Genomic DNA, 18,239 nt, shown 5'->3' with positions numbered 1-18,239 from the left:
TTGTAAGCCCCTGTTTTTGTGCGAATTATATTAAAATAGATAAATTTAACAACCTACCGTGCTGTGTTGCAGCATGTTGAAATTATGAAGATAATCAAGACTGTTTTTTTTACATTTTGCCTGACTTTGCTATCTGGTTTTAGTGCTTTGGCACAATTCATACCGCCGCCACCAGATGATGGGAATGATCCGGACATAGTACCAATAGATGATCACTTACTTTTTTTGGCAATATTGGCTGTTGTTTTAGGAATTACAATGATATATAGAAATAAAATAAAAAAAGCTTCAATGTAAATTGAAGCTTTTTTTATGAACAGGTTTTAATACTTACTTGTTTATTGCATAAAGTCTTGAGATGTATTTTCCAACAACATCAAATTCAAGGTTTATTTTGGTTCCAACTTTGAAATTTTTAAAATTGGTGTGCTCAAAAGTATACGGAATAATCGAAACGCTAAATTCGTTTGTTTTTGAGTTTACAACCGTCAAACTCACTCCGTTAACCGTAATAGAGCCTTTTTCGATGGTAATATTGTTGAGGTTTTTGTCGTATTCAAAAGTGTAATTCCAGCTTCCGTGTGCTTCTTCAATTTTGATACAGGTTCCGGTTTGGTCAACGTGTCCCTGTACGATGTGTCCGTCCAGACGATCGCCAAGCTTCATTCCTCTTTCCAGATTTACAATATCGCCTTCTTCCCAGTCACCGATATTTGTTTTTAAAATAGTCTCATCGATAGCGGTTACAGTATAAAATGAATCTTTTATGGCTACGACTGTAAGGCAGATTCCGTTATGGGAAACGCTTTGGTCAATTTTTAATTCATTTGTAATAGATGAGTCAACTGTGATGTGAAGATTGTTTTGATCTTTTTTTATTTCGTGAATCCTTCCTAGGGTTTCTATAATTCCTGTGAACATTGTTGTTTTATTTTACTAAATTTGCACATCAAAATTAGTAATAAATAACCTGAGCTCATGAATAAAAAAGCAGAAAATATAATTGTTGGAATTTCAATTGGAGATTTAAACGGTATTGGAAGCGAAGTTATATTGAAAACATTCGAAGATTCCCGCATGTTGGAGATGTGTACGCCGGTTATTTTTGCAAACGCCAAAATACTTTCTTTTGTTAAGAAGAGTTTTACATCCTCAGTTCAGTTTCATGGTGTAGACAAGTTAGAGCAGGTTTTGCCTGGAAAAGTCAATGTTTTTAATCTTTGGAAAGAAGGGGTTGATATTAACTTGGGGAAAAACGATGAAAAAATTGGCGAATATGCTATTAAATCATTTGTTGCAGCGACCAAAGCTTTAAAAGAAGGTTTGATTGATGTTTTGGTAACGGCGCCAATTAATAAATACAATATTCAGTCAGAAGAATTTAAATTTCCGGGACATACAGATTATTTAGATCAGGAGTTGGAAGGAAATGCTTTGATGATGATGGTTCAGGATAATTTGCGAGTAGGTTTGCTAACGGATCATGTACCGTTGAGTCAAGTTTCTTCGCATTTGACAGAAGAGTTGATCGTTAGAAAAATTGAAACGATCAGAAAGTCTCTGATTCAGGATTTTAGTATTGTGAAGCCAAAGATAGCGGTTTTAGGATTGAATCCGCATAGTGGTGATGGTGGAGTGATTGGTAAAGAAGAAGATTTGATTTTGAAACCAACGCTAAAGAAGATTTTTGAAAAAGGTACGATGGTTTTTGGTCCATTTTCGGCAGATGGTTTTTTTGGAAGCGGTCAGTATGAAAAGTACGATGCAATTGTAGCGACTTATCACGATCAGGGATTGATTCCGTTTAAAACATTATCGTTTGGAAAAGGGGTGAATTATACAGCAGGTTTAAATAGGGTGAGAACCTCGCCAGATCACGGTACGGCTTATGATATTGCTGGAAAAGACATGGCTGATTTCAACTCGTTTAAAGAAGCGGTTTATCTTGCATTAGATATTTTTCGCTCGCGTAATCAGTATGAGGAGATTACTGAAAAACCTCTCAAAATAAAAGAAAAACAGTTATAAACAAAAAAAGGTGAATAAGATTATTAGTTTTATAATAATTTTATATCTTTGCACCCCAATTCAGGTATCTGAGTTTTAGATACTGATTGGTCAAATTGATGTTGAAATGAGCAAAACAAAAGATTTTTTAATTCCTTTCATAGGATTAAAACTAGGAAAACACCATTTTGAGTATCAAATAAGTAACACGTTCTTTGCGAACTTTGATTACGATGAATTTCAAAGTTCAGATATCAAAGTAGGTTTAGTTTTAGATAAGAAAAGCAACATGTTAGAGTTGGAATTCAAACACAAAGGGACCGTAAATATGCCATGTGATCTAACAAGCGAAGATTTTGATTTGCCATTAAAGGGTAAAATGAAATTAATTGTTCGTTTTGGAGATGAATTCAATAACGATAATGAAGAGCTTCTAATCTTGCCGCATGGAGAGCATGAAATAGATGTAGCACAATACATTTATGAAATGATTGCACTTTCGGTACCGCTAAAACGAGTTCATCCAGGAGTAAAAGACGGAAGTTTGCAAACTGACGCCTTGAAGAAACTAAATGAATTGACAGTAAAAGAAGTCAAAGAAGAAAAAGAAGAGAGTAAAAAAGAAGAAGATATTGACCCGCGTTGGGACAAATTAAAGCAACTATTAACGGATAAATAATATAGTAAAATGGCACATCCTAAGAGAAAAATCTCGAAAACAAGAAGAGATAAGAGAAGAACACATTATAAAGCTACTGTAGCTCAAATCGCTACATGTCCTATTACTGGAGAAGCACATTTATACCACAGAGCTTACTGGCATGAAGGTAAAATGTATTACAGAGGGCAAGTTGTTATCGATAAATCTGTAGCGGTTGCTTAATACGTTTTTGTAAATGATACTGGAACTCTCACATAGTGAGAGTTTTTTTTGTTGGTTATAATTTTCTTTTTTTTTAAGAAAATATCTACAAATTAATTTCGTTTTTTTTTGTAATTTTCAAGTCTTTTAAAAATTTTTCAAATACACTGTATTTGAAACGAAATAATAGAATATAATGAATAAAATCACAGCCGCAATTACCGCTGTTGGAGCTTACGTTCCCGACTTTGTACTTTCGAACAAGGTATTGGAAACGATGGTCGAAACTAATGACGAATGGATTACTACTCGTACCGGAATTAAAGAGAGAAGGATTTTAAAAGATGCTGATAAAGGAACATCGTTTCTTGCTATAAAAGCAGCACAGGATTTAATAGCAAAAGCTAATATCGATCCGTTAGAGATTGATATGATTATAATGGCAACAGCTACAGCAGATATGCCAGTAGCCTCTACCGGAGTTTATGTTGCAACAGAAATTGGAGCTACCAATGCATTTGCTTACGATTTGCAAGCGGCATGTTCAAGTTTCTTATACGGAATGTCAACTGCTGCAGCTTATGTACAATCAGGAAGATACAAAAAAGTATTATTAATTGGTGCCGATAAAATGTCGTCAATTGTAGATTATACAGACAGAGCAACTTGTATTATTTTTGGTGACGGAGCGGGAGCCGTTTTATTCGAACCCAATTATGAAGGCTTAGGCTTACAAGATGAATACTTAAGAAGCGACGGTGTAGGACGCGATTTTCTTAAAATTTCTGCCGGAGGTTCTCTAACACCAACTACAGAAGAGACCGTAAAAAATAAACAGCACAATATTATTCAGGACGGAAAAACCGTTTTTAAATATGCTGTAACAAATATGGCCGATGCCAGCGAATTGATTTTGCAAAGAAACAATCTTACGAATCAAGACGTGAACTGGTTAGTACCACATCAGGCAAACAAACGTATCATCGATGCTACTGCAAGCAGAATGAATCTTGAAGAATCAAAAGTATTGATGAACATTGAAAGATATGGTAATACCACTTCAGCTACATTACCATTAGTATTAAGCGACTTTGAACACTTGCTTAAAAAAGGAGATAATATTATTTTTGCTGCGTTTGGTGGAGGATTCACTTGGGGATCTATTTACCTAAAATGGGCATACGATAAAAAATAAATCAAAACTAAAAACGAATCATTATGGATTTAAAAGAAATTCAAAACCTAATCAAATTTGTAGCAAATTCGGGAGTTGCAGAAGTAAAGTTGGAAATGGATGACGTGAAAATCACGATCAGAACAACTTTAGAAACAAATGTAACTGAAGCTACTTATGTACAACAATTGCCAGCTCAGGCTGCATTGCCACAAGCAGTTGCTCCTCAACAAACAGCTCCGGTAGTTGTAAATGTAAATGCAGAGGCGCCTGCTGCTGTTGAAGATTCTAAATTCATTACTATTAAATCTCCAATTATTGGAACTTTTTACAGAAAACCATCTCCAGACAAACCAGTATTTACTGAGGTTGGAAGCACTATCGCAAAAGGTGATGTTCTTTGTGTAATTGAAGCAATGAAATTATTCAACGAAATCGAATCAGAAGTTTCAGGTAAAATTGTAAAAATTCTTGTTGACGATATGTCTCCTGTAGAATTTGACCAACCTTTATTCTTAGTTGATCCATCATAGTTTTTAAAAATTCCAATAGAGAAATCACAAAATCCAATTGTTGGAATTTGGAGATTGGAATTTGTAATTTTTAATATAAATAAGATGTTTAAAAAAATATTAATTGCAAATAGAGGAGAAATTGCACTTCGTGTAATTCGTACATGTAAAGAAATGGGAATCAAAACTGTAGCAGTTTACTCTACAGCCGATGCAGAAAGTTTACATGTTAAGTTTGCTGATGAAGCGGTTTGTATTGGTCCCCCTCCAAGTAACTTATCGTATTTGAAAATGTCAAATATTATTGCTGCTGCTGAAATTACTAACGCAGACGCAATACATCCAGGATATGGTTTTCTTTCTGAGAATGCTAAATTCTCAAAAATTTGTCAGGAACACGGAATCAAATTTATTGGTGCAGCTCCTGAAATGATTGATAGAATGGGAGATAAAGCTTCTGCTAAAGCGACAATGAAGGCTGCAGGAGTTCCATGTGTACCAGGTTCTGACGGATTATTAGAATCTTTCGAACAAACACAAAAATTAGCTAAAGAATTTGGTTACCCGGTAATGCTTAAGGCTACTGCTGGTGGTGGTGGTAAAGGAATGCGTGCGGTATGGAAAGAAGATGAATTATTGAAAGCATGGGAAAGTGCACGTCAGGAAGCTGCTGCTGCATTTGGGAATGACGGAATGTACATGGAGAAACTTATCGAAGAGCCACGTCATATCGAAATTCAGGTTGTTGGAGATTCATACGGAAAAGCATGTCACCTTTCTGAAAGAGACTGTTCGGTACAACGTCGTCACCAAAAACTAACCGAAGAAACACCTTCACCATTCATGACAGACGAATTGCGTACAGCAATGGGAGAAGCTGCTGTAAAAGCCGCAGAATTCATTAAGTACGAAGGAGCTGGAACGGTAGAGTTTTTAGTGGATAAACACAGAAACTTCTATTTCATGGAAATGAATACCCGTATTCAGGTAGAGCACCCAATTACAGAACAAGTAATTGATTACGATTTAATTCGTGAGCAAATTATGGTAGCGGCAGGAATTCCAATTTCAGGAAAAAACTACTTACCGGAATTACATGCTATCGAATGTCGTATTAATGCCGAAGATCCTTATAATGATTTTCGTCCTTCACCGGGGAAAATTACTACACTTCACATGCCAGGAGGACACGGAGTACGTTTAGATACTCACGTTTATTCTGGATATACAATTCCGCCAAACTATGATTCGATGATTGCTAAGTTAATTACAACTGCACAATCTCGTGAAGAAGCAATAAGCAAAATGCGAAGAGCTTTGGATGAATTTGTTATCGAAGGAATCAAAACTACAATACCATTCCATAGACAATTAATGGATGACCCAAGATATATTGCAGGAGATTATACTACTGCTTTTATGGATACATTTAAAATGAAACCTATAGAGGAATAAAACTGAAGGCTGTCGATTTCGACGGCCTTTTTTATTTTACCAAATGGTAAGCCCGATAGGTTTTAGGAACCTGTCGGGCTTGTTTTTTAGTAAGGTAAACACTTTTGGTGTGTATTTTTTATACATGTTTTGCCTGAGTTACACACTTTTTGTAAAACTGAAATTCTGGCACAAATGGTTTAATCCCTTTAAGAATAAGGATTTAAGCGAATGTAGATACAACGTTTTCGTTACGGCATAATAATTTCATTATCTAAAGCGTAAACAACTATTAATAATTTAAAATATACACATTATGAAAAATTTATTTCTATCAGCCGCAATTGTTTTAGGAGGTTTAACATCATTCGCATCAAACGCTCCAATAACAAGTACTATCGTTAAAACGGTTTCTGTTGCAGACGAATATACAGAGATCAAATTAGAAGAATTACCTGCTCCTATTACAGAAGCTTTGAAAAAAGCATACCCAAGTGCGGTAGTTACAAAAGCGTATAAAAACGAAAAATCAGAGTACAAACTTGACGTTACAGTAGGAGAAAAGGTGGGTAATCTTTTTGCTAATGCAGACGGAACCTGGATCAAAAAATAATTTAAAAAAGCTCTTATGTTTATCCAAGTTAAGAATACCAAAATAAAATTAAGAGTACTAAAATATACACACTATGAAAAATTTATTTCTATCAGCCGCAATCGTTTTGGGAGGTTTAACATCATTTGCTTCAACTTCACCAATATCAAATACAATCGTAAAAACAGTAGTTATCCAGGATGAGTACACTGAAATTAAAGTAGAAGAAGTTCCTGCTGCTGTAATTGAAGCTCTTAAAAAAGCGTATCCGGATGCAATACTTTCAAAAGCATACAAAAACGCAAAAACAGAGTATAAACTTGATGTTACTGTAGGTGACAAAGTAGGCTCTCTTTATGCAAATGCAGACGGAAGCTGGATCAAAAAATAATTAATAAAGAACCATAAAAAAGGATCATTATGAAAAAGTTAATCTTATCGGCAGCTATCTTATTAGGTGGTTTGTCAATGCAGGCAGGAAATGTAGCTGCGAAAAGTTCAATGGTACAAACTGCAAGCGTTCAGGACGAATATAAAGAAGTTGATGCAGTTCCGGCTGCAATTAAAACTGCTTTAGACAATGCTTATCCGGGTGTGAAACTGGATAAAGCCTATGTTAATGCAAAGAAAGAGTATAAAATAGAAATAATCGTTAGAGGTGAAAAATCTGTAGTTTATACAGATGCTTCGGGAAACATTCTTAAAAAATAACTATTAGTAACCCATAAAAACCATTTATTATGAAAAAGTTAATCTTATCAGCAGCAATTGTTCTGGGAGGTTTGTCAGTTCAGGCAGCAAGTCCGGTAATGCAAACATTAGGTGTTCAATCTGTAATTATTCAGGATGAATACAAAGAGATTGGTGTAGATGCAGTTCCTGCAGCAGTAAAATCAACAATCGAAAAATCTTTTCCAAATACGAAACTTGAAAAAGCGTATAAAAACGAAAAAGACGAGTACAAACTGGAGATCTCAACCGGAGATAAAAAGTACACTGTATTTACAGATGCTTCCGGGAACATCCTTAAAAAATAATTAAAAAGAAAGCACTATGAAAAAGTTAATCTTATCAGCAGCAATAGTTTTAGGTAGTATGTCAATTTATGCTTATAAAGTGACCACTCCAAAATTAGAAAAAATAACTGTTTCTGTTCAGACAGAATATACAGAAGTTAGTGCAGATGCTGTACCTGCCGCTGTAAAAACAGCATTGCAAACCGCTTATCCGGGTGCTAAACTGGTGAAGGCAGCAGTAAACGAGAAAAAAGAATACAAACTTGAGATATCAGTTGGTGACCAAAAGGCTACTGTTTTTTCAGATGTCAATGGCAACTGGTTGAAGATATAATTAGGTGAATTTAGATTTATGTTTTTGGTGAAAAAGAGATTGCGATAAGCAATCTCTTTTTTTTTACATAATTTTGTGAAAAGACAATTTTATTAGTATTATTTTAGCAAAAAAGTCCTCAAAAGCAAATGCCAAAGATATTACTGATAGAAGATGATATTTCGTTCTGTAAATTATTAGAAAAATTTCTAATCAAAAAAGCGTACGATGTAACTATTGCTTTTTCGGCTGCCGAAGCCAGAATTGCGATCAAAAAAGAATCTTTCGATTTGATTTTAACAGACCTTCGTTTGCCTGATTCTGATGGTATTGGACTAATGTCAGAAATCAAAACTACCTATCCTCAAATTCCTGTAATTTTAATGACAGGCTATTCTGATGTTAATACCGCTGTTAAAGCCATAAAAAATGGTGCAGCCGATTATATTTCAAAACCCTTCAATCCCGATGAAGTTTTATTGGTGATTACAAATGCTTTAAAAACTTCGGAAACCGAAACAGAAGAAGTTCCTGTGAAGGAGAAGAAAGCAGTGAAAAAACAAATTTCTAGTGAAAACGAATTTGTAAAAGGAATTTCTGTCGCTTCAAAAAAACTGCTGGATCATATTCAATTGGTAAGCCCAACAGATATGTCGGTTTTAATTATAGGAGAAAGCGGAACAGGAAAAGAAATCATTGCTAAAAGTATTCACCAGCAAAGTTTGAGGAAAAACAATAATTTTATTGCGGTCGATTGCGGAGCCATACCAAAAGAACTGGCGGCAAGTGAATTTTTCGGACATTTAAAAGGATCTTTTACCGGAGCAATCAGCGATAAAATGGGTTATTTTGAAGCGGCCAATGGCGGAACTCTTTTTTTGGATGAAATAGGGAATCTGTCTTATGAAAACCAAATTCAATTGTTGCGTGCGCTTCAGGAACGAAAAATTAAGCCCGTTGGAAGTAATAAAGAAATAAACGTCGATATACGCATTATTACTGCTACAAACGAAGATCTGCGTGAAGCGGTAAAAAACGGCGATTTTAGAGAAGATTTATACCATAGAATCAACGAGTTTTCGATATTGTCTCCATCGTTAAAAGAAAGAGATGAAGATTTGATGGTATTTGCTGATTATTTTCTGGAAAAAGCAAATCAACAGCTGAACAAAGAGGTTATTGGTTTTTCGCCGGAAGTCGTTGCCATTTTTCAGAATTACAATTGGCCCGGAAATTTACGCGAATTACAAAATTGTGTCAAACGTTCGACATTGCTGTCCAAAGGCGAATTTATCGAAAGTGATGTGTTGCCTGTAGAGTTTTTCCAAATACAGAAAGAGGCGAACTCAGGAGGGAGTTTTTCGTTATCTGAAAATGAAAAAGAAGCCATCATTCAGGCACTGTCAAAAGCACAGAATAATAAATCTGAGGCGGCTAAATTGCTTAAAATTACGAGAAAAACGCTTTATAATAAATTAAAGCACTATAACATCGATTAAACTATTTCCTGACGTAAGGCATTAAAAAGCAGATCTGTTTTTGATTTCAAAGTATTAAAAATGCCTTTTGCCTCCGAAATGTCAAGATTCTTGCTTTCCAGAACCCTTAAAATTTCGCCTATTTCGCATGTTTGAATTTGTTTGAACATAGGAGCCATTCGATGTACAATCGAGTTAATTTCGGCCGTATTTTTTTCTTCAATAGCATTTTCTAAAGCGTTCAGATTTTGAGAACTATTTTCGATAAACGCTTTGAGAATTTCTTTCAGTGCTTCTTCATCATTGCCTAAAAACTCTTTTAGGGTGTCAAGAGCATACAATTCTGAAGTAATAGTCTCTTCGCTCTTGTTGATATCTGCATTTGGTAATGTGTCGTGTTCCAGAATAAGATGAATTGTCTCCAGTAGTATTTTAGGTGAATATGGTTTTTGAATTACCGTAGTAAAACCAGCTTCGGTGTAAATCGTAGCATCCAGATCAGTTCTTCCCGTTAAAGCAATTACAGGTTGGTTTTTAAAAGTCGGGTAACCGCTATTTTTTAGTTTTTCCAAGAACATAAAACCGTCCATCTCTGGCATTTGTATGTCGGTGATGATAAAATCGAAAGGGGTGCTCTCAATTGCTTCTAAAGCTTTTTGGGCGCTGTTAAAAGAAAACACCTGGTGTTTTTCCTGTCTTAAAACACCACTCGTTAAGTTCAGAAGATTGATGTCGTCGTCAAGAACAATAAACGTCTGTTTTTGGGTGTTCAGGATAATGGGTTGTTTTTCTTCGATAACCGTGTTTTGACTGGCATCAAATAATAAAGGAAGCTGAATTTGAAAAGTACTTCCTTTTCCAAAAGTGCTTTCAAGGTTTAAGGTTCCGCCCAAAATCGAAATTATTTTCTGACAGATGGATAATCCTAAACCGGTTCCGCCATATTTTTTTTCGATATTTTCATTTGCTTGTGCAAATTCTTCAAAAACTAATTTCTGATTTCCCTTTTCGATGCCAATTCCTGAATCCTGAATTGAAATAATAAAAAAGTCATTATTTTCTGTAACGTATACACTGATTTTTATAAAACCTTCTTCGGTGAATTTATAAGCATTTCCGATAATATTACTTAAAATTTGCTTTAGCCTGAAAGGATCACCTACAATACGGCTATTTAGTTTGTCGTCGATATTGATAATAAGATCGATGTTTTTCTGCTTGTATACGGTTTGGATACTTTTGGCGACTTCATCGATTATTTCCGGTAACAGAAATGGTACTTTTTCAATCGTAATTTTTCCGGCTTCAATCTGAGAAAAATCCAATAAATCCTGAACCAGTTGCGTAATGTATTCAGAAGAATTTTTAATGTTTTTGATGAAATAAGACTGCTTGGTGTTCACGTCAGAATTCCCCAGAAGTTCCGAATATCCTACGATCGTACTCAAAGGTGTCTTTAAATCGTGACTCACCGTAGAAATAAGTTGTTCACGGCTTTTTAGTAGGTTTTTTGTTTTAAAATTCGCAATCTCCAGCTTCTTTTTATAAACCTGCGATTTAGAATAATCGCTTACAATTAAAATCGAGAAAAACAGTGTCAAAACCAAACCAATAATGGCTGAAGCTGTTACAATTTCATTCACTTTTTTAAGTGATTTTTCTTTTAAAGAGTTGTTTTTTATCGAATTGATGATGATTTCCCTTTCGATAATCCGAAGTACTTTTCGGAGCTGATCTGAAATGGCAATTTCATTCTTTAATAACTTATTTTCTTCGAAATTCAGCGATTCTTTTTTCTTTTCGGCTTTCAGTTTTACATTACTTAGCAGTTTTTTCGAATTGGCAAGAATGGAATCCGAGGCTTGTTTGCTTAAGGTGTTGGTACTATCATCAGGAATATTCTGATTGAGATAATCCACGTATTTTTGAAGCACATTTCGCTGGTAACTGCCTAACTGATTTGGGTTTTTATTGAAATCCTGAAGTTCTAATTTTCGGAGTTTAAACTCCATTTTGGTAATTTCATCGATCGCCGTATTAACTGAAACTTCATCGTCGGCTTTATTTTTTATGGTTTTTAATTGCCTGATATTTTTTGTCTTTTCTGACAATAAATAGGTAACGCTATCTAATAGTGTTTTTTGATATTGTGTAGTAACGATCTGTTTTAAGGTATCGATTCTGGACTTCAAAGAGTCGGTTTCGGTAAGGTAGCTTTTGAAATCTTCCTCCGAATTGGTTTGAATAGTTTTCCTTGCTAAACTTTCGGTTTTGTATACATTCGAAAACAGCTTGCTTACTTTTAGGATCTTGGTTTTTTCAAAAGCAATTTTATTTTCCAGTTTGTTGTAAACCACATTTTCAGCATACAAGAACCATCCCACGGTAACAACCAATCCCAGTAAAGCAATATAACTGAAGAGTACTTTTATCGGCATGTAACTTTTTTTACTCTCCATTTGGTAATGTTATAAGTTTTAGGAAGTTTATTGGGGAAACAACCGCAATTTATTTAAAATTTCGGTTTTATAAATATAAAATAATGCTAATGTTTTTATATAATTAAAAGATTTGAAAAACAAAATAGCCGCAGATTTTATTACCTGCGGCTATTTTTTTATTTTAAGTATTTCAATTTAAAGTGTCTCGTTCAGCCATTTAAAAAATTCACCTTGCCAAACCTGAGCATTTTGTGGATGTAAAACCCAGTGATTTTCATCAGGGAAATACACAAATCTACTTTTGATCCCTCTTAATTGAGCGGCCTGAAAAGCTTCTTGTCCTTGTCCGATTGGCACACGGAAATCTTTTCCACCCTGGAAAATTAAAATAGGTTTGTTCCAGTTTTGAACCAAAGTTGCAGGGTTAAAGACAGTATAAGATTTTTGAGCTGCAGCATTGTCTTTCTCCCAATAAGGGCCGCCAAAATCCCAGTTGTTAAAGAAAACCTCTTCGGTAGTTCCTAACATACTTACGGTATTGAAAACACCGTCGTGAGCGATAAAAGTTTTGAAACGGTTTTTGTGGATTCCTGCTAAATAAAACACAGAATATCCTCCGTAGCTTGCGCCTACACATCCTAAACGGGATTTGTCTACATAATTTTCTTTAGAGACATCATCGATTGCCGAAAGGTAGTCATCCATAACCTGTCCACCCCAATCTTTACTAATCTGCTCGTTCCATTCAACACCATGACCCGGCATTCCGCGACGGTTTGGTGCAACCACCACATAACCTTTTGCTGCCATTAAGGAGAAATTCCAACGGAAAGAATACGATTGTGTCAAGGCGCTTTGAGGCCCTCCCTGGCAGAACAATAAAGTTGGGTATTTTTTCGTAGCATCAAAATTTGGAGGTAAAATTACCCAAACCAACATTTTTTTACCATCTGTAGTAGTTACATAACGTTTTTCTGTTTTGCTAAGTGCTAATGTTTTGTAAGTTTCTGTATTTACATTTGAGATTTGTTTCCATGTATTTTTCTTTAGGTTAAAAGAATAAATTTCCGGAGCGTGATTCATATCGTTTCTGGTTACGATGATATCATCACCTGCAAAACCTACTAAGTCATTCACATCAAAATCTCCATTAGTCAATTGACGAACCTGAATTGCAATTTTGGTTAATCCCGGGAAATTAACAGAAAAAAGCTGTTTTGTACCATCAACCGGAGCTACGAAAAACACGGTTTTACCGTCTTTACTCCAGATGAAATTGTCTACAGTCCCATCCCAGTTTGCTGTAAGGTTTGTTTTGATACCTTTAAATTCAACAATAAGATCGTTTTTATCGGCTTCGTAACCGTCACGTTTCATTTGCAGCCACGTTAGATTTCCTGTTGGAGAAAACTGTGGAGCTGTATCATAACCTAAATTACCTTCGGTTCTGTTTATCGTTTTCTGAGTCTCTAAGTTGTATTCGTAAATATCCGTATTAGTAGAAATTGCATATTGAGTTCCTGCTTTTTTCTTGCATACATATAAGATGCTTTTTCCGTCAGGAGACCAGATGTAATCTTCGTCACCACCAAAAGGTTTTTGCGGAGAATCAAAGTTTTCACCTTTCAGGATGTCAATTCCGGCTGCACCTTCTTTGTTTTCTTTGTAAAAAACGTGGTTGAATTTGCCTTCATTCCAGGTATCCCAATGACGATAGTCCAATCCGTCATAAATCTGAGCATCTGATTTATCCAGTTTTGGATAAAAATCTTTACCTAAAACTTTTTCTAATTTTACCTCCTCGTTGTACACTAAAAATTTTCCGTCAGGCGAAACGTTTTTGTCGGCCAAGACTTCTTTGGTGTCTTTGATTTCGGTAGCATTTCCACCATTTACAGGAATGATGTAAAATTTTGAAGACGATTTGTTTTCTTCAATAGAAGGTGTCGAAACCTTAAAAACAACATTTTTTGCATCTTTCGAAAGTCCAAGTGCGCTTACTCGTCCTAATTTCCATAACAATTCCGGAGACATTACATTCTGTCCGATAGCGTTTAAACTCATCATTATTAAGGTTGTAAATAATACTTTTTTCATAATAAAATTCTAATTTTTCGTGGGCTAAAAATACAACAATTAAATTCCAAATTAGCTAAATTCCAAATTCCAAAAATTGTTAAAGTTTATGGTGTTGAGTTTTAAACTTTGGAGTTGATTTTATAGGCTACGAATTCACAAATTATTTTTTGATAATCTTTAAGTATAAAAATTCGTGAATTTGTGGCAAAAAAAAACTTTATAACAGCTCTTGTAGTTTGGAATTTAACGAGTTGGAATTTTAAAAATATAAATTTCTATCTTAAATTTATTTCCTAAATTGGAATTTGGATTTTAACTAATTGAAATTTATTATTAATGATGGAACTAAGTTATTGGGAGCTTAAAAATTGGTTTACAAATGTTGATTATACTATTGTTGGAAGTGGAATTGTAGGCTTACATGCTGCATTACGCTTACGCGAAAGGTTTCCGACAGCTAAAATTCTGATATTAGAAAAAGGAATGCTGCCTCAGGGCGCAAGTACCAAAAATGCCGGTTTTGCCTGTTTTGGAAGTCTCTCCGAAATTATGGAAGATCTCAAAACACATTCAGAAGAAGAGGTGATTCAGCTTATCGAAAAAAGATGGAAAGGTCTGCAGTTACTGCGGAAAAGACTCGGTGATGCCGCAATAGACTTTAAGCCTTATGGGGGATATGAACTGTTTTTAAAAGAGGATGATCTTAATTTTGAAGCCTGTATTTCGAGACTGTCTTTTGTCAACGAAATTTTAAAGCCACTTTTCAAAGCTGATGTTTTTACTAAAGAAACGGATCGGTTTGGGTTTGGGAATATTCAGAACGATTTAATTTTTAATCCGTTTGAAGCACAAATAGATACCGGAAATATGATGCAGGAACTGTTGCGACAAGCTGTTTCTGAGAATATATTGATCTTAAACCAGCAAACTCTTACCGCTTATTCTGATTTGGGAAATCAGGTTGAAGTTGTACTGGAGAATTTTAGTTTTAAATCCCAAAAAGTACTTTTTGCAACCAACGGTTTTGCAAATAAGCTAACAAAAGGTGCGGTAAAACCTGCCAGAGCACAAGTTTTAATTACGGAACCCATTGCAAACTTAGGAATAAAAGGTACTTTTCATCTGGATCGCGGGTATTATTATTTCAGAAATATTGGTGACCGGATTCTGCTGGGAGGAGGACGAAATCTCGATTTTGAAACCGAAACAACAACAGAATTTGGCCAAACTAAAATTGTACAAAATAAATTGGAAGATTTACTTAAAAATGTAATTTTACCGAATCAGGATTTCCAGATAGCCCATCGTTGGAGCGGAATCATGGGAATTGGAAATAGTAAAAACCCTGTTGTTACTCAATTGTCTGAAAACGTGTTTTGTGGCGTTCGATTAGGCGGAATGGGAGTAGCAATTGGAAGCTTAATAGGAACAGAATTAGCAGATTTAATATAATGGCAGCAACCAAAAAACCGTTACCAAAAAAAACAAACACAACTAAACCAAAGCCGGGAGCTAAAAAAGGCAATCGAACTTTTGGTGAAAAAGTAAAATGGTTTTTCATCAAATTATTTTTATGGTTCTTCGGAATCTCAATTGCCTCAGTGGTATTTTTTAAATATGTGCCCGTGCCTTTTACGCCATTAATGATCATTCGTGCGATCGAGAACAAAATGGCAGGTAAAGAAGTTTATTTTGATCATGACTGGGAGCCGATCGATAAGATCTCAATGAATCTGCAAAAAGCAGTGATAGCCAGTGAAGACGGAACGTTTTTAAAGCATAATGGTTTTGATTTCAAAGCACTGCAAAAAGCCTATAAAAGTAATGAACGCGGACGCAGAATTCGTGGAGGAAGTACCATCTCACAGCAAACTGCCAAGAATGTATTTTTATGGCAGGGCAAAAGTTATCTGCGTAAAGGACTGGAAGCTTATTTTACCGTTTTGATTGAATTGATCTGGGGTAAGGAACGTATTATGGAAGTGTACCTGAACAGCATCGAAATGGGGGATGGAGTCTACGGAGCTTATGCTGCTACCGAGCATTGGTACCGTCGCGACGCTTCGAGTCTAACGCCTATGCAGGCTGCAGGAATTGCAGCAATATTGCCAAATCCAAGAAAGTTTAAAGCAACAGGATCTTCCAGTTATATCAACCGAAGAAAAGAACGAATTGTTCGTGAAATGCGTTCGGTTGGGAAAATAAATTACAATGCGAACTAAAAAAGCCTTTTTTTTATACGGGTTGTTGATAACAGCTTTGACTTTTGGACAGACAAAAACCACAGAAATTGGGTTAATTACAGATAACGATTTATACACTTCGTCTAAAAACGATATGTATTACACCAATGGAATTGAGCTTTTCTATCGTTTTTTATCGAAAAACAACAACGAAAAAATAAGTAAAAAAATTACCGAGTTTCGTATTGGACAGTATATTTATAATCCGAGATTTATAAACGAGGCGGCGGTAACCATTAATGATCGCCCTTTTACCGGTTATCTTTTTGCTGAAGCAGGACGAAGTTTTTTCTATAAAAGCGAATCGGTTTTAAAAACAGATTTTCAGCTCGGTTTTATGGGGCCTAATGCCATGGGAAGAGAAACTCAGGAAAGTTTCCATCATCTTATTGGGTACAAAACGGTGTATGGTTGGGAAAACCAGCTGCACAACGCATTCGCTATTCAGGCGCATGTAATGTATTCGAAGAAATTATTTCTTTCGAAGCACAATAATTTTATCGATCTTCACTTTCAGTCGGAAGCAAATGTAGGGACTATTTTTACAGGTGTTTCAACAGGATTGCTGACTAGAATTGGTTTCAAAAAATTACTTCCAATTTATGATTCTAATATGCATGACGCTTCTGTAAGCGATGTACCGCAATATGATGTTCGCGAATTTTATTTCTATGCGATGCCAAGTGTCAATTACCAGTTTTATGATGCTACAATCGAAGGCAGTATGTTTAGCAATACCAGTCCGTTGACATTTGATTTGGAACCACTTCGTTTCAATGCTGAGGCGGGTATAAAATTACGCCACAATAACTTCAATATGTCGTATTCGTTTATGTACCGAGGCAGAGAATTAAAAGATCCGGATACCAATACCAATTCGGGATATTTTTACGGGTCGATTCGATTTGGGTATTTGTTGAATTAGTTTTTTTGAGTTGCGGATGTTTTTGGTTCGCAAAGACGCTAAGGCGCAAAGTTTTGTCCTTGTACTATTGTTATTAGGTGGTGCATTTTGTGTTGTTTACTTGCCTTATCTGGATTTATTGCCGGATATAGTTGCCGGGTAAATGCCCTTTTGACTCTATTGTATTATCCGTTTTTTTCAAAAAGTTAAATCTGATTAAAGAGCCCTCAAGACCCTGACCAAAATCTACAATATATAGATCATCGGTTTTCGCTATTTGCTGTGGAAATATTCGATTTGTTGATGTTTTAATCTGATTTTTACTGAAAGAATAGGTACTTCCGTTCAAATTATATTTGATATCATTTTTTGTGAAAGTTAAAGTAGCTCCGGTTGTATTATCTTTCCAGGTCCCCTGTATCCAGGAAGGAGAATGAAAAACTCCCTGTGTATCTTCGTCACTTGACGAACAAGAAGTAATAAAAATAAGGCTCAGTAGTAAAATTAAATTTCTCATTTTTTTGGTGCTTAAAAGTGGTATTGCCTAAACCTAACAAAAACAATTCCGGACTCTCTTCTTCTGATACATTTAACTTTTATTTATAGGTATAACTTCCATTTCTAGTAAAGTACCAGACTACAATCTTTTTGATAAACAATATAATATTAGGGAAGAGGGATTGTTCTTTGTCAGCAAAATTCTCCTCTCCGCATTTTATAAGGTTAAGGTTTAACCTTTTGGTAATGTTGCAAAAAATCTAAATCTTTATTTTTAACTCAAAATTAAAGTTATGGAAATCAATTGGGTAGTAATAGGAATTGTAGCAGCCGTCGTAATAGTCGTGATCGTATTTACAATAAAGAAAAATCAGAAAGAGAAAAAGAAACTGACAGACTTATTAAATAACGATTTTAAGAAAGTGGAGAAAGAAAGAGTAGATGCCGAAGATTCTGCGAATGAACGCTGAGAGATTTCTTTCTTAAATTAGAAAAACCGTATTCCAATAAAGAAATACGGTTTTTTTGTGGAGAATACCGGATTCGAACCGGTCACCTCTTGCCTGCCAGGCAAGCACTCTAGCCAAATGAGCTAATCCCCCAAAAGCGAGAGCAAATTAAGTCAATTAATTTTCAAAAAGCAAATTTCAAATCACTTCAACCGAAAATATTTTTCAAAAGTGTAA

The 18,239-nt window shown here is 35.2% G+C and carries 21 protein-coding genes and 1 tRNA gene; 17 read left to right on the top strand and 5 right to left on the bottom strand.

The features are described 5' to 3' along the window. Positions 1–84: 84 nt before the first annotated feature. The gene (locus OGZ34_RS03065; protein ID WP_263362091.1) at positions 85–297 is read left to right on the top strand and encodes a hypothetical protein; all 213 of its coding nucleotides are present in this window, start codon (positions 85–87) and stop codon (positions 295–297) included. A 33-nt stretch (positions 298–330) separates the two neighbouring features. On the opposite strand, the gene OGZ34_RS03060 is transcribed toward OGZ34_RS03065, so the two are convergent. Continuing rightward, entirely contained in the window at positions 331–921 is a 591-nt protein-coding gene (locus OGZ34_RS03060; RefSeq protein ID WP_263362090.1) for a riboflavin synthase, read from the bottom strand. Positions 922–978: 57 nt separating this feature from the next. Here OGZ34_RS03060 and pdxA point away from each other — a divergent pair, with 57 nt between their 5' ends. The 12 genes from pdxA (at position 979) to OGZ34_RS03000 (ending at position 9,409) form a co-directional block, all read left to right on the top strand. After that, positions 979–2,028: a 4-hydroxythreonine-4-phosphate dehydrogenase PdxA gene (pdxA, locus tag OGZ34_RS03055; RefSeq protein ID WP_173966031.1), complete on the top strand. Its 1,050-nt coding sequence runs from the start codon at positions 979–981 to the stop codon at positions 2,026–2,028. A 106-nt stretch (positions 2,029–2,134) separates the two neighbouring features. Beyond that, the gene (locus OGZ34_RS03050) at positions 2,135–2,686 is read left to right on the top strand and encodes a YceD family protein (protein WP_263362089.1); all 552 of its coding nucleotides are present in this window, start codon (positions 2,135–2,137) and stop codon (positions 2,684–2,686) included. A gap of 9 nt (positions 2,687–2,695) precedes the next feature. Beyond that, positions 2,696–2,890, top strand: coding sequence for a 50S ribosomal protein L32 (gene rpmF, locus OGZ34_RS03045; RefSeq protein ID WP_007137315.1), 195 nt, complete (start codon positions 2,696–2,698; stop codon positions 2,888–2,890). 175 nt (positions 2,891–3,065) lie between these two features. Next, the gene (locus OGZ34_RS03040) at positions 3,066–4,064 is read left to right on the top strand and encodes a beta-ketoacyl-ACP synthase III (RefSeq protein WP_173966029.1); all 999 of its coding nucleotides are present in this window, start codon (positions 3,066–3,068) and stop codon (positions 4,062–4,064) included. A gap of 23 nt (positions 4,065–4,087) precedes the next feature. Continuing rightward, positions 4,088–4,576, top strand: coding sequence for an acetyl-CoA carboxylase biotin carboxyl carrier protein (gene accB, locus OGZ34_RS03035; RefSeq protein WP_173966028.1), 489 nt, complete (start codon positions 4,088–4,090; stop codon positions 4,574–4,576). An 84-nt stretch (positions 4,577–4,660) separates the two neighbouring features. Then, entirely contained in the window at positions 4,661–6,010 is a 1,350-nt protein-coding gene (accC, locus tag OGZ34_RS03030; RefSeq protein ID WP_173966027.1) for an acetyl-CoA carboxylase biotin carboxylase subunit, read from the top strand. 295 nt (positions 6,011–6,305) lie between these two features. Beyond that, the gene (locus tag OGZ34_RS03025; RefSeq protein WP_263362088.1) at positions 6,306–6,602 is read left to right on the top strand and encodes a hypothetical protein; all 297 of its coding nucleotides are present in this window, start codon (positions 6,306–6,308) and stop codon (positions 6,600–6,602) included. A 73-nt stretch (positions 6,603–6,675) separates the two neighbouring features. Then, positions 6,676–6,972: a hypothetical protein gene (locus OGZ34_RS03020; protein WP_263362087.1), complete on the top strand. Its 297-nt coding sequence runs from the start codon at positions 6,676–6,678 to the stop codon at positions 6,970–6,972. A 29-nt stretch (positions 6,973–7,001) separates the two neighbouring features. Further along, a complete protein-coding gene (locus OGZ34_RS03015) occupies positions 7,002–7,292 on the top strand; it encodes a hypothetical protein (RefSeq protein WP_263362086.1) in 291 nt (96 codons plus the stop codon). A gap of 29 nt (positions 7,293–7,321) precedes the next feature. Further along, positions 7,322–7,618: a hypothetical protein gene (locus OGZ34_RS03010; protein WP_263362085.1), complete on the top strand. Its 297-nt coding sequence runs from the start codon at positions 7,322–7,324 to the stop codon at positions 7,616–7,618. Between the two features lie 16 nt (positions 7,619–7,634). Beyond that, positions 7,635–7,931, top strand: coding sequence for a hypothetical protein (locus OGZ34_RS03005; RefSeq protein WP_173966022.1), 297 nt, complete (start codon positions 7,635–7,637; stop codon positions 7,929–7,931). A 128-nt stretch (positions 7,932–8,059) separates the two neighbouring features. Continuing rightward, on the top strand, positions 8,060–9,409 hold the full coding sequence (locus tag OGZ34_RS03000) for a sigma-54-dependent transcriptional regulator (RefSeq protein WP_173966021.1): 1,350 nt from the start codon (positions 8,060–8,062) through the stop codon (positions 9,407–9,409). Here OGZ34_RS03000 and OGZ34_RS02995 read toward each other — a convergent pair. Then, positions 9,406–11,847: a hybrid sensor histidine kinase/response regulator gene (locus OGZ34_RS02995; protein WP_263362084.1), complete on the bottom strand. Its 2,442-nt coding sequence runs from the start codon at positions 11,845–11,847 to the stop codon at positions 9,406–9,408. The genes OGZ34_RS03000 and OGZ34_RS02995 overlap by 4 nt on opposite strands. Positions 11,848–12,024: 177 nt before the next feature. Then, positions 12,025–13,926, bottom strand: a complete 1,902-nt coding sequence (locus tag OGZ34_RS02990; protein WP_173966019.1) for a S9 family peptidase — start codon at positions 13,924–13,926, stop codon at positions 12,025–12,027. Between the two features lie 321 nt (positions 13,927–14,247). On the opposite strand from OGZ34_RS02990, the gene OGZ34_RS02985 reads away from it, so the two are divergent. Genes OGZ34_RS02985 through OGZ34_RS02975 form a run of 3 tightly spaced genes read left to right on the top strand, consistent with a single transcriptional unit; the run spans position 14,248 to position 17,076 of the window. Beyond that, the gene (locus tag OGZ34_RS02985) at positions 14,248–15,360 is read left to right on the top strand and encodes an NAD(P)/FAD-dependent oxidoreductase (protein WP_173966039.1); all 1,113 of its coding nucleotides are present in this window, start codon (positions 14,248–14,250) and stop codon (positions 15,358–15,360) included. Then, on the top strand, positions 15,360–16,130 hold the full coding sequence (gene mtgA / locus OGZ34_RS02980; RefSeq protein WP_173966018.1) for a monofunctional biosynthetic peptidoglycan transglycosylase: 771 nt from the start codon (positions 15,360–15,362) through the stop codon (positions 16,128–16,130). The genes OGZ34_RS02985 and mtgA overlap by 1 nt, the downstream gene beginning before the upstream one ends. Further along, on the top strand, positions 16,120–17,076 hold the full coding sequence (locus tag OGZ34_RS02975; RefSeq protein WP_263362083.1) for a lipid A deacylase LpxR family protein: 957 nt from the start codon (positions 16,120–16,122) through the stop codon (positions 17,074–17,076). The genes mtgA and OGZ34_RS02975 overlap by 11 nt, the downstream gene beginning before the upstream one ends. Before the next feature lie 115 nt (positions 17,077–17,191). Here the strand turns inward: OGZ34_RS02975 and OGZ34_RS02970 are convergent, their stop codons facing one another. Continuing rightward, the gene (locus OGZ34_RS02970; protein ID WP_173966016.1) at positions 17,192–17,572 is read right to left on the bottom strand and encodes a hypothetical protein; all 381 of its coding nucleotides are present in this window, start codon (positions 17,570–17,572) and stop codon (positions 17,192–17,194) included. A 274-nt stretch (positions 17,573–17,846) separates the two neighbouring features. Here OGZ34_RS02970 and OGZ34_RS02965 point away from each other — a divergent pair, with 274 nt between their 5' ends. Next, positions 17,847–18,023, top strand: coding sequence for a hypothetical protein (locus tag OGZ34_RS02965; protein ID WP_263362082.1), 177 nt, complete (start codon positions 17,847–17,849; stop codon positions 18,021–18,023). 58 nt (positions 18,024–18,081) lie between these two features. Here OGZ34_RS02965 and OGZ34_RS02960 read toward each other — a convergent pair. Beyond that, a tRNA-Ala gene (locus OGZ34_RS02960) sits at positions 18,082–18,155 on the bottom strand. Between the last annotated feature and the right edge of the window lie 84 nt (positions 18,156–18,239).

The organism is Flavobacterium collinsii, assembly GCF_946903285.1.
Classification (GTDB): domain Bacteria; phylum Bacteroidota; class Bacteroidia; order Flavobacteriales; family Flavobacteriaceae; genus Flavobacterium; species Flavobacterium collinsii.
This window is presented reverse-complemented; position numbering and strand designations above follow the sequence as displayed.

Bases quoted from the DNA above. Each gene is read 5' to 3' on its own strand.
- OGZ34_RS03065 (WP_263362091.1), top strand. From the start codon at position 85: ATGAAGATAATCAAGACTGTTTTTTTTACATTTTGCCTGACTTTGCTA.
- OGZ34_RS03060 (WP_263362090.1), bottom strand. From the start codon at position 921: ATGTTCACAGGAATTATAGAAACCCTAGGAAGGATTCACGAAATAAAA.
- pdxA (WP_173966031.1), top strand. From the start codon at position 979: ATGAATAAAAAAGCAGAAAATATAATTGTTGGAATTTCAATTGGAGAT.
- OGZ34_RS03050 (WP_263362089.1), top strand. From the start codon at position 2,135: ATGAGCAAAACAAAAGATTTTTTAATTCCTTTCATAGGATTAAAACTA.
- rpmF (WP_007137315.1), top strand. From the start codon at position 2,696: ATGGCACATCCTAAGAGAAAAATCTCGAAAACAAGAAGAGATAAGAGA.
- OGZ34_RS03040 (WP_173966029.1), top strand. From the start codon at position 3,066: ATGAATAAAATCACAGCCGCAATTACCGCTGTTGGAGCTTACGTTCCC.
- accB (WP_173966028.1), top strand. From the start codon at position 4,088: ATGGATTTAAAAGAAATTCAAAACCTAATCAAATTTGTAGCAAATTCG.
- accC (WP_173966027.1), top strand. From the start codon at position 4,661: ATGTTTAAAAAAATATTAATTGCAAATAGAGGAGAAATTGCACTTCGT.
- OGZ34_RS03025 (WP_263362088.1), top strand. From the start codon at position 6,306: ATGAAAAATTTATTTCTATCAGCCGCAATTGTTTTAGGAGGTTTAACA.
- OGZ34_RS03020 (WP_263362087.1), top strand. From the start codon at position 6,676: ATGAAAAATTTATTTCTATCAGCCGCAATCGTTTTGGGAGGTTTAACA.
- OGZ34_RS03015 (WP_263362086.1), top strand. From the start codon at position 7,002: ATGAAAAAGTTAATCTTATCGGCAGCTATCTTATTAGGTGGTTTGTCA.
- OGZ34_RS03010 (WP_263362085.1), top strand. From the start codon at position 7,322: ATGAAAAAGTTAATCTTATCAGCAGCAATTGTTCTGGGAGGTTTGTCA.
- OGZ34_RS03005 (WP_173966022.1), top strand. From the start codon at position 7,635: ATGAAAAAGTTAATCTTATCAGCAGCAATAGTTTTAGGTAGTATGTCA.
- OGZ34_RS03000 (WP_173966021.1), top strand. From the start codon at position 8,060: ATGCCAAAGATATTACTGATAGAAGATGATATTTCGTTCTGTAAATTA.
- OGZ34_RS02995 (WP_263362084.1), bottom strand. From the start codon at position 11,847: ATGGAGAGTAAAAAAAGTTACATGCCGATAAAAGTACTCTTCAGTTAT.
- OGZ34_RS02990 (WP_173966019.1), bottom strand. From the start codon at position 13,926: ATGAAAAAAGTATTATTTACAACCTTAATAATGATGAGTTTAAACGCT.
- OGZ34_RS02985 (WP_173966039.1), top strand. From the start codon at position 14,248: ATGGAACTAAGTTATTGGGAGCTTAAAAATTGGTTTACAAATGTTGAT.
- mtgA (WP_173966018.1), top strand. From the start codon at position 15,360: ATGGCAGCAACCAAAAAACCGTTACCAAAAAAAACAAACACAACTAAA.
- OGZ34_RS02975 (WP_263362083.1), top strand. From the start codon at position 16,120: ATGCGAACTAAAAAAGCCTTTTTTTTATACGGGTTGTTGATAACAGCT.
- OGZ34_RS02970 (WP_173966016.1), bottom strand. From the start codon at position 17,572: ATGAGAAATTTAATTTTACTACTGAGCCTTATTTTTATTACTTCTTGT.
- OGZ34_RS02965 (WP_263362082.1), top strand. From the start codon at position 17,847: ATGGAAATCAATTGGGTAGTAATAGGAATTGTAGCAGCCGTCGTAATA.